The sequence below is a fragment of the Sporosarcina koreensis genome (assembly GCF_001531445.1).
Classification (GTDB): domain Bacteria; phylum Bacillota; class Bacilli; order Bacillales_A; family Planococcaceae; genus Sporosarcina; species Sporosarcina koreensis_C.
The window spans coordinates 116,368-126,400 of the sequence record NZ_LQYA01000245.1 but is presented as its reverse complement, the minus strand read 5'-3'; the positions used below and the strand labels follow the sequence as shown (position 1 = coordinate 126,400).

The following is a 10,033-nucleotide window of genomic DNA, read 5'->3' as shown; positions in this document are numbered from 1 at the left end:
CAGATGAGTTGACCCGCGGAAAATTGTCCGTCCTGAGAAACGGCGGAGTGGAGCGGCTTAGCATCGGTGTCCAATCCTTTGACGAACAACTATTGAAAAGAATCGGAAGGACGCATGGAGCTGACACTCCAACGAAAGTCATCACGGAAGCTCGTGAAATCGGTTTTGAAAACATCAGCATTGACCTTATTTATGGATTGCCTGACCAATCCATCCAGCAATGGGAAGACACGCTCGATAAAGCGATGTCTTTGGATCTTCCGCATTACTCAGGCTACTCGCTGATCGTTGAGCCTAAAACTGTCTTTTATAATTTGATGAATAAAGGCAAGCTTCCGTTGCCTGGTGAGGATATCGAAACAGAGATGTTTTCCATGCTGATCGACCGGATGGCTGCAGCAGGAAAACAGCAATATGAAATCAGCAATTTTGCAACGCCTGGTAATGAATCAATCCATAATCTTATTTATTGGGATAATGACGAGTACGCGGGCATCGGCGCTGGTGCGCATGGATATTTGAAAGGACGCAGATATGCGAATTACGGCCCCCTCAAAAAGTACATGGAATCCATGGAAACCGGATTGCGACCCGTCATGGAAGAGCATGAAGTGACAAATACCGAAGCGATGGAAGAGGAAATGTTTTTAGGACTTCGAAAATCGGGGGGAGTTTCCCTTCAGTTATTCAAAATGAAATTCGGCAAACCCCTCAAGGAAGTGTATGGAGATGTTCTCGAAGAGCTATCCGATAAAGGACTGATTTCCGAATCTGAGGGTAGTATAAAATTGACACGGAAAGGCGTTTTCAGAGGGAATGAAGTATTCCAGCAATTTCTCAAATGAACGAGAGTTAATTCGTTGACACTGACAATACGATTTGTTAAATTATGAGTAGTATTAGCACTCATCCTTAAAGAGTGCTAACAGGAGTGATGATTATGTTGACAAACAGACAATTGCTTATTTTGCAACTGACGGTTAACGATTTCATCGAATCCGCCCAACCTGTCGGATCAAGGCAGTTATCTAAAAAACCGGAAGCTCCATACAGTCCTGCGACCATTCGGAATGATATGGCCGATTTGGAGGAATTGGGTTATCTCGAAAAGACCCATACCTCATCCGGCAGAGTGCCTTCCGAAAAAGGGTATCGTTTCTATGTCGATCATTTATTGACACCCGAGAAGCTGACATTGGCGGACAACATGCAATTACGTTCCATTTTTCAGGATCGGGTCATGGAGACGGAGGAACTGATACGGAATTCCGCAAAAATCATATCCGAATTGACGAATTATACGTCTATACTTTTAGGCCCGGACATGTCCATGCATTCGGTGAAGCGGTTTTCCATCGTGCCGCTGGATGATACGAAAGCGGTTGCCATCATTGTGACCAATAATGGACATGTGGAGAACAGGGTCTTCGATGTACCGCAAGGCATGCTTGCTTCGGATATTGAAAAGATGGTCAATATTTTAAATGAAAGGCTTGTCGGAACGCCATTGAGCTTCCTGCAGAACAAGCTTGCCCACGAGACGAAAACGGTTTTTGAACAGCATGTCCATCATGCTGGGGAACTGTTCGCCTCATTCCAAAGGGCCATGACAATCAAGCCTGAAGAACGTCTGTATTTCGGCGGCAAAATGAATATGATGAAACAGCCGGAATTCAACGACCTTCAAAAAATGAAGATGTTTTTCGAGTTGATGGAAAACGGAGCGCCTGCGATGACGTTTTTCCAAGATGACTCAAAGGGTATTCATGTCCGGATCGGTTCAGAAAACAAACATAACGCGATGGAGGATTGCAGTGTCATCACTGCCAATTACTCTGCCGGCGACAATATTGCTGGTTCCATAGCGATTATCGGACCGAAACGGATGGATTATGGCAGGGTCATTACGATGCTTGACATCCTGAGTGAAAACTTATCGCAAGCATTATTGAAAATGACCATCGGATTGGATAGGAGGAACGATGAGTGACGGATAAAAATGAAGCAGTTGAACAAGAAGACGTACAAGAAACTGCGCATGAAGAAGTAAACACCGTAGCTGACAAGGAAGCTGCAACCGAACAAACACTTGTTGATGAAGACAATGCTTCAGAAGAAGCCGCTGAAGAGGTGGACGAGAAGGATCAGAAAATCAGCGAGCTGGAGACGAAATTACAGGAAGAGGAAAACAAGCTTCTGCGCGTCCTTGCAGACTTCGAAAACGTCAAAAGACGGAATGCCCTTGATAAGGAGGCACTTGTCAAGTATAAGGCACAGAGCCTTTTAACAGCCATTTTGCCCGTCTTAGATAACTTTGAACGAGCTCTTGCTGTAGAAGTCAAAGTGGAAGAGGCCCAATCAATCATGACTGGAATGGATATGATTTATCGTAATCTTATCGAAGCCCTCAAAGGGGAAGGTCTTGTTGAAATAGAAGCATTGGATAAAGAATTCGATCCGAATTTCCACCAGGCCGTCATGACAGGTAACGATACCGAAAAGTCATCAGGTATCGTGCTTGAGGAGCTCCAAAAAGGGTATATGTTGAAAGATCGCGTACTGCGACCAACTATGGTCAAAGTAAACGAATAATATATGTAGATTAGTTGAAGACGCATTAATTTAGGAGGAATTCACATGAGCAAAATCATCGGTATCGACTTGGGTACAACAAACTCGGTAGTGGCAGTATATGAAGGCGGAGAGGCGAAAGTCATTCCGAATCCGGAAGGCAACCGTACGACTCCATCCGTTGTAGCATTCAAAAACGGAGAGCGTCAAGTCGGGGAAGTAGCGAAACGCCAATCCATCACAAATCCTAACACGATCATGTCTGTAAAAAGACATATGGGTTCTGATTATAAAGTGAAAGTTGAAGATAAGGAATATACACCACAGGAAGTTTCTGCAATGATCCTTCAATATATGAAAGGCTATGCGGAAGAATACTTAGGTGAAAAAGTTACAAAAGCGGTCATTACTGTTCCTGCATATTTCAACGACGCACAGCGTCAAGCGACGAAAGATGCCGGTACGATTGCGGGGCTTGAAGTAGAAAGGATCATCAACGAACCGACTGCTGCAGCTCTTGCCTACGGTCTTGATAAGACGGATGAAGATGAAACAATCCTCGTCTATGACCTAGGCGGCGGTACATTCGACGTATCGATACTAGAGCTCGGCGACGGCGTATTCCAAGTGCGTGCGACAGCGGGTGACAATAAATTGGGTGGAGACGATTTCGACGATGTCGTCATCGATTACTTAGTACAGGAATTCCGCAAAGAGAATGCAATTGATCTTTCGAAGGATAAAATGGCAATGCAACGCTTGAAAGACGCAGCGGAAAAAGCGAAAAAAGACCTTTCTGGTGTAACTTCCACACAAATTTCCTTGCCGTTCATCACCGCAGGAGAAGCTGGACCTTTGCACCTTGAAATTTCATTGACTCGTGCTAAGTTCGACGAATTGACAGCTCATCTGGTCGAGCGTTCCATGGTTCCGACTCGTCAGGCGATGAAAGACGCAGAACTATCTGCTTCTGAAATCGACCGTGTCATCCTTGTTGGTGGATCCACTCGTATTCCGGCTGTGCAGGAAGCGATCAAGAAAGAAACTGGCAAAGAGCCGTTCAAAGGTGTAAACCCTGACGAGGTTGTTGCTATGGGTGCAGCTGTTCAAGGTTCTATTCTAAGTGGAGACGTAAAAGATGTCGTTTTACTTGACGTGACGCCACTATCCCTAGGAATCGAGACAATGGGAAGCGTCTTTACGAAATTGATTGAAAGAAATACGACAATCCCGACAAGCAAGTCGCAAGTGTTCTCAACGGCTGCAGACAACCAACCTGCTGTTGATATTCACGTCTTGCAAGGTGAGCGTCCGATGGCTGCTGATAATAAAACACTCGGCCGTTTCCAATTGACGGATATTCCGCCGGCGCCACGAGGCATCCCGCAAATCGAAGTTACATTCGATATTGATAAAAACGGTATTGTAACTGTAAAAGCGAAAGATCTCGGAACACAAAAAGAGCAGAACATCACAATCCAATCAAGCTCTGGCCTTTCTGACGATGAAATCGATCGCATGGTGAAGGACGCAGAAGCGAACGCGGATGAGGATAAGCGCCGCAAAGAGGAAGCGGATTTGAAAAATGATGCTGATCAGCTCGTATTCATGGCTGAGAAGACATTGAAAGATCTTGAAGGCAAAGTTTCCGAAGACGAAGTGAAAAAAGTCGAAGATGCTAAAGAAGAGTTGAAATCGGCGATCGAAGCTGGAAACTTGGATGAGATGCGTACGAAGAAAGAAGCATTGGAAGAAATCGTTCAGCAAATGACGATGAAACTATATGAGCAAGCAGCATCGGAAGCCCAAGCGCAAGACGGCTCAGCCGAAGCTGGCGACCAACCAAAAGATGATGGTGTTGTCGATGCCGACTTTGAAGAAGTGGACGATGACAAGAAAAACTAATTGAACGATTGATTGACGGAAAAGTCAAAGTCCGATATTCCGGCTTTGACTTTTTCTTTTGTTGCCAATCGAATTCAGGCTGACGGCACTTTTGTCACTTTTTTTCTGTGCATGTTACAATGAGATGTCAATGAGTTATGGGAGAGTGGAATGATGAGCAAGCGTGATTATTATGAAGTACTCGGCGTGTCGAAAACAGCGAGCAAAGAGGAAATAAGGAAAGCTTACCGGAAATTATCGAAGCAATATCACCCCGATTTGAATAAAGAAGCGGGAGCGGAAGAGAAATTTAAAGAAGTGACAGAAGCGTTTGAAACGTTGAGCGATGAAACTAAACGTGCGCAATATGACCAATTCGGCCATGCAGATCCCAACCAAGGATTCGGAGGCTTTGGTGGCGGTTCAGCCGACGGTTTCGGTTTCGAAGATATTTTCAGCACGTTTTTTGGCGGCGGTTCGAGACGCCGGGACCCGAATGCACCTAGGAAAGGTGATGACTTGCAGTATTCCATGACAATCGATTTCATGGAAGCAGTTTTCGGAAAAGAGACCGAAATCGAGCTGCCTAGGGAAGAAACATGCGACACGTGCGACGGAACAGGGGCTAAAAAAGGCACCCCGGTAAATACATGTTCCCACTGTGGCGGATCTGGACAAATTTCAGTCACACAAAATACGCCGCTTGGTCAAATGGTGAATCGCCGAGCATGTCCACATTGTCAAGGAACTGGGAAAATCATTCCTGAAAAATGTGGAACTTGCTATGGCTCGGGCCGTGTGACGAAACGTAAGAAAATCAAAGTGACAATTCCAGCAGGTGTTGATGAGGGTCAGCAATTACGTGTGTCAGGTCAGGGGGAAGCAGGCATCAACGGTGGTCCGGCTGGAGATTTGTATATCGTCTTTAGAGTGAAGGATCATGACCGCTTTATCCGTGAAGGCGACGACATCTATTTGGAATTGCCGCTTACATTCCCTCAATTGGCGCTAGGTGACGAAATCGAAGTGCCTACTGTAACAGGGAATGTCAAATTAAAAATACCTGCCGGAACACAAACGGGAACGAATTTCCGACTTCGTGGAAAAGGCGTCAAAAATGTCCACGGACATGGAACAGGTGACCAACACGTCATCGTTAAAGTAATTACGCCTAAAAAAATGACGGAAAAACAGAAAGAGCTTCTCCGTGAATTCGCTTCAATCGAAGGCAACTCGCCAGATGAGTATTCGAGCTCACTTTTTGATAAAATCAAAAGAACAATAAAAGGCGACTGAAAGGGATGAACGTAGTTGAAATGGTCTGAAATCTCCATCCATACGTCACATGAGGCAACCGAGGCTGTTGCCAATATTTTGCATGAAGCGGGGGCGAGCGGAGTCATCATCGAGGATTCCGAAGAGCCTGATCGGATTCATGAAGATCGTTTCGGCGAAATCTATGAGCTCAAGAAAGAAGATTTTCCTGCAGAAGGTGTTATCGTAAAAGCCTATTTGCCAGTCAACAGCTTTTTGATTGAAACCGTAAAAGAAATCGGCGAGTCTGTCAATGAACTGGTTGAGTACGGTTTAGATGTGGGGCTCAACCAAGTTCAGACAAACGAAGTGGATGAAGAAGATTGGGCAACGGCTTGGAAAAAATATTATCACCCGGTCAAGATATCGGGTAGATTCACAATTGTTCCTACATGGGAAACATACGAGCCTGTGGATTCAGATGAACTGATCATTGAACTTGACCCAGGCATGGCTTTCGGAACAGGGACCCACCCAACAACAGTCATGTGTTTGCAGGCATTGGAAAAGTATGTGAAGAAGGGCGACTCGGTCATAGATGTCGGAACAGGATCAGGGGTATTGTCAATCGGTGCAGCGCTGTTAGGAGCATCGCATGTCCATGCGCTTGATCTGGATGAAGTTGCTGTACGGGCTGCAAATGAAAATATCAGCTTGAATAGAGTAGGCGATGTCATAGAAGTGACACATGGCAACTTGCTAGATTCCGTAAAAGAGCCGGCATCCATAATCGTGGCGAACATCCTGGCGGAAGTAATCATGACGTTTTCTGAAGATGCCTACTCCATCCTACCAGAGGATGGGCTCTTCATCGTATCAGGAATCATCGCTCAAAAACGGGATCTTGTGAAGGAAGACCTCCAAAGCAAAGGCTTTGAAATCATCGAATCTGTGTTGATGGAAGAATGGGTGGCAATGATCGCTTCCAAAAGGAGCGTGTGAATTTTGCAGCGTTATTTCCTCGAAACACCATTCGACGAAGAAGGGAATGCTTTCATTTCAGGCGATGATGGCAAGCATATCGCCAAGGTGATGAGGATGGAAGCGGGTGATCTCATCATTGCGGTAGACAATGGTGAAGCTTTCATTTCCGAAATTCTGAGCATTGACACGAACGGCACGGCTATCGGGAAGAGAGAAGGCCCGCTCCGTTCAAACGAGATGCCGGTCAATGTAACGATCGCTTGCGGCTTGCCTAAAGGCGACAAGCTTGAACTCATCGTCCAGAAAGGGACAGAGCTTGGTGTATCATCGATTATCCCTTTTGAAGCGGAACGGTCCATCGTCAAGTGGGATTCGAAAAAAGGCGACAAAAAAGTGGAGAGGCTGAAAAAGATTGCGAAGGAGGCGGCGGAGCAGTGTCACCGGACGATAGTTCCAGGTGTATCGGTCCCGTTGTCTTTCAAGCAATTGATGCAGGCATCCCGAAGTTTTGATATCTGTTTTTTTGCAGATGAAGAAGACGCGAAAGGCACCGATCCCAACAAGATTGCAGATAGATTAAAAAACGTGTATCATAAACAAACGGTGCTCGTAGTTTTCGGTCCCGAAGGCGGTTTATCTAGAAAAGAAGCCGAGGAAATGCGTTCTGCGGGCTTCCTATCGGTTTCGTTGGGGCCGCGCATATTAAGAACGGAAACCGCTCCGCTCTATTTCTTGTCCGCCATGTCATACGAATTTGAATGAAAGAGGTGAGCAGCTAGTGTCTTCTGTCGCTTTTCATACATTAGGCTGCAAAGTGAATCATTATGAAACGGAAGCAATCTGGCAACTTTTCAAGGATGCTGGATATGAGCGCTCCGATTTTGAAAAAAATGCAGACGTCTACGTTATCAATACATGTACGGTCACGAATACTGGCGATAAGAAAAGCCGCCAAGTCATCCGGAGAGCCGTCCGGCGAAATCCAGATGCGGTCATTTGTGTCACCGGTTGTTATGCACAGACTTCTCCAGCTGAAATCATGGCGATTCCAGGAGTCGATATTGTTGTCGGTACACAGGACCGTACGAAATTGCTTGGATTGATAAATGAATTCAAGGTGGAACGCCAGCCGATCAATGCTGTCAGGAACATTATGAAGAACCGGGTATACGAAGAACTTGATGTACCTGCTTTTACAGACCGCACAAGAGCTTCATTGAAAATACAGGAAGGCTGCAATAACTTCTGCACATTCTGTATCATTCCGTGGGCTCGTGGGTTGATGCGCTCAAGAGACCCTGAGGAAGTGATCCGGCAAGCTCAGCAATTGGTTGATGCAGGCTATCTTGAGATCGTGCTGACGGGAATTCATACAGGCGGATACGGTGAGGATTTGAAAGACTATAATCTTGCCCGCCTGTTGCGCGACCTTGAAACAAAGGTGAAAGATCTGAAAAGACTTCGAATCAGCTCCATCGAAGCAAGTCAATTGACTGATGAAGTCATTGAAGTGCTTAAAAATTCTACTAAGGTTGTAAGGCATTTGCATATTCCGATTCAATCCGGTTCCGATACGGTACTGAAGCGAATGAGACGGAAATACACAATGGAGTTCTTCGCAGAGCGTCTTGATCGTCTACGGGAAGCATTGCCGCATCTTGCAATCACTTCCGATGTTATCGTCGGCTTCCCAGGTGAGACGGAAGAAGAATTCATGGACACATACAACTTCATCAGGGATCATCGTTTTTCCGAGTTGCACGTTTTCCCTTATTCGAAGCGGACGGGAACGCCTGCAGCCAGAATGGAAGACCAGGTCGACGAAGAAGTGAAAAACGAACGCGTCCATCGTTTAATTGAGCTGAACGACCAATTGGCGAAACAATATGCAGCTGATTTTGAAGACGAAGTGCTTGAAGTAATCCCGGAAGAGAAATATAAGCTTGATCCGGAGAGCGGTTTGTATGAAGGATATACAGACAACTATTTGAAGATCGTCTTCCAGGCAGACGAGTCGATGGTCGGCAAAATTGTCAAAGTGAAAATTACAAAAGCGGGCTATCCATATAATGAAGGCCAATTTGTCCGAGTTGTAGAGGCGGAAGAAGTGCTTGCATAAGTGAGATAGTAGAAAAACAGTTCACCCAGTATTGAGTGAACTGTTTTTTAATGCGAAGAAAACCTTTATTTGCTATGATGTATGAGGTACGTACAACTGGAGGAGGAATTATTTTGAACCAACAATACGCAGCATACATCGACCATACATTACTGAAAGCGGATGCGACAAAAGATGAAATCATTCAACTTTGTGAAGAAGCGAAAACCTATTCATTCGCATCAGTTTGCGTCAACCCGGCATGGGTCAAAACAGCGGCGGAAATCTTGAAAGGCTCATCTGTAAAAGTATGCACAGTTATCGGATTTCCTTTAGGTGCATCTACAAGCGCAGTTAAGGCGTTTGAAACAAAGGACGCTATTGAAAACGGTGCAGGTGAAATCGATATGGTCATCAATATAGGAGCATTACGAAGCGGTGATGACGAACTCGTTAAAAATGATATTGCGGCAGTTGTCGATTCGGCAAAAGGAAAAGCAATCGTCAAAGTGATTATTGAAACTGCATTGCTTACTGAACAAGAGAAAAGGAAAGCAAGTGAACTATCACGAGTAGCAGGTGCTGACTTTGTCAAAACATCAACTGGTTTCTCCACAGGCGGAGCAACTGTTGAAGATGTGAAGCTTATGCGTGGAGTTGTTGGTCCTGAAATGGGTGTCAAAGCTTCAGGAGGAGTTCGCAGTTTCGAGGACATGAAAAACATGATCGAAGCCGGTGCAACAAGAATCGGAGCAAGTTCTGGCGTGAAGATTATGCAAGGGTTGCAAGGCGATTCTGCATATTGATAGCGTTTTTGTCCGGTAAAAGGAAATTTTCCTATTTCCCAAAGATATTTTGAAAGTTTTTTATTGACCACTCGCGCATAGTGCGTTATAATTTTTTAGTACAAGGAGTAACGCCTTGTTTCGAAGTGTGCTCGGAGGGAGGGACAAGAGATATGACGAAAACTGTCGTTCGCAAAAATGAATCGCTTGAAGATGCTCTTCGCCGCTTCAAACGTACTGTATCAAAAAGTGGTACAATACAAGAGGTAAGAAAGCGTGAGTTCTATGAGAAGCCAAGTGTCAAACGTAAAAAGAAGTCTGAGGCTGCTCGTAAGCGTAAATTCTAATATCTGTCCATATTAACTAACAAAAATAAGCATGTTATGAATGAAACCGGAAAATCCTTTTGGATTTTCCGGTTTTTGTACTGTTTAAAATGAAACTTTTTAGCAAGAAG

Annotated in this window: 10 protein-coding genes; all 10 read left to right on the top strand. The window is 45.0% G+C overall.

Features of this window, described 5'->3' with window-relative positions; all coding sequences use genetic code 11:
* On the top strand, window positions 1–845 hold an 845-nt coding region (hemW, locus tag AWV70_RS20850), incomplete at its 5' end, for a radical SAM family heme chaperone HemW (RefSeq protein WP_235588787.1).
* Window positions 846–940: 95 nt separating this feature from the next.
* Window positions 941–1,990, top strand: a complete 1,050-nt coding sequence (hrcA, locus tag AWV70_RS20845; RefSeq protein ID WP_060210409.1) for a heat-inducible transcriptional repressor HrcA — start codon at window positions 941–943, stop codon at window positions 1,988–1,990.
* Entirely contained in the window at window positions 1,987–2,592 is a 606-nt protein-coding gene (gene grpE / locus AWV70_RS20840) for a nucleotide exchange factor GrpE (protein WP_060210408.1), read from the top strand. Before hrcA ends, grpE begins: the two co-directional genes overlap by 4 nt.
* Window positions 2,593–2,637: 45 nt before the next feature.
* On the top strand, window positions 2,638–4,476 hold the full coding sequence (gene dnaK, locus AWV70_RS20835; RefSeq protein WP_060210407.1) for a molecular chaperone DnaK: 1,839 nt from the start codon (window positions 2,638–2,640) through the stop codon (window positions 4,474–4,476).
* Between the two features lie 153 nt (window positions 4,477–4,629).
* Window positions 4,630–5,751: a molecular chaperone DnaJ gene (gene dnaJ / locus AWV70_RS20830; protein ID WP_060210406.1), complete on the top strand. Its 1,122-nt coding sequence runs from the start codon at window positions 4,630–4,632 to the stop codon at window positions 5,749–5,751.
* Window positions 5,752–5,766: 15 nt separating this feature from the next.
* The gene (gene prmA, locus AWV70_RS20825) at window positions 5,767–6,711 is read left to right on the top strand and encodes a 50S ribosomal protein L11 methyltransferase (protein WP_060210405.1); all 945 of its coding nucleotides are present in this window, start codon (window positions 5,767–5,769) and stop codon (window positions 6,709–6,711) included.
* Window positions 6,712–6,714: 3 nt separating this feature from the next.
* The gene (locus AWV70_RS20820) at window positions 6,715–7,455 is read left to right on the top strand and encodes a 16S rRNA (uracil(1498)-N(3))-methyltransferase (protein ID WP_060210404.1); all 741 of its coding nucleotides are present in this window, start codon (window positions 6,715–6,717) and stop codon (window positions 7,453–7,455) included.
* 16 nt (window positions 7,456–7,471) lie between these two features.
* Window positions 7,472–8,812 (top strand): tRNA (N(6)-L-threonylcarbamoyladenosine(37)-C(2))-methylthiotransferase MtaB, encoded by a 1,341-nt coding sequence (gene mtaB / locus AWV70_RS20815; protein ID WP_060210403.1) that lies wholly within the window; start codon window positions 7,472–7,474, stop codon window positions 8,810–8,812.
* A gap of 113 nt (window positions 8,813–8,925) precedes the next feature.
* Window positions 8,926–9,597 (top strand): deoxyribose-phosphate aldolase, encoded by a 672-nt coding sequence (gene deoC / locus AWV70_RS20810; RefSeq protein ID WP_201024425.1) that lies wholly within the window; start codon window positions 8,926–8,928, stop codon window positions 9,595–9,597.
* A gap of 152 nt (window positions 9,598–9,749) precedes the next feature.
* A complete protein-coding gene (gene rpsU / locus AWV70_RS20805) occupies window positions 9,750–9,923 on the top strand; it encodes a 30S ribosomal protein S21 (protein ID WP_009496905.1) in 174 nt (57 codons plus the stop codon).
* The last annotated feature ends 110 nt before the right edge of the window (window positions 9,924–10,033 follow it).

Excerpts from the sequence above, each read along its gene's own strand:
- hrcA (WP_060210409.1), top strand. The coding sequence starts at position 941 with ATGTTGACAAACAGACAATTGCTTATTTTGCAACTGACGGTTAACGAT.
- dnaJ (WP_060210406.1), top strand. The coding sequence starts at position 4,630 with ATGAGCAAGCGTGATTATTATGAAGTACTCGGCGTGTCGAAAACAGCG.
- dnaK (WP_060210407.1), top strand. The coding sequence starts at position 2,638 with ATGAGCAAAATCATCGGTATCGACTTGGGTACAACAAACTCGGTAGTG.
- rpsU (WP_009496905.1), top strand. The coding sequence starts at position 9,750 with ATGACGAAAACTGTCGTTCGCAAAAATGAATCGCTTGAAGATGCTCTT.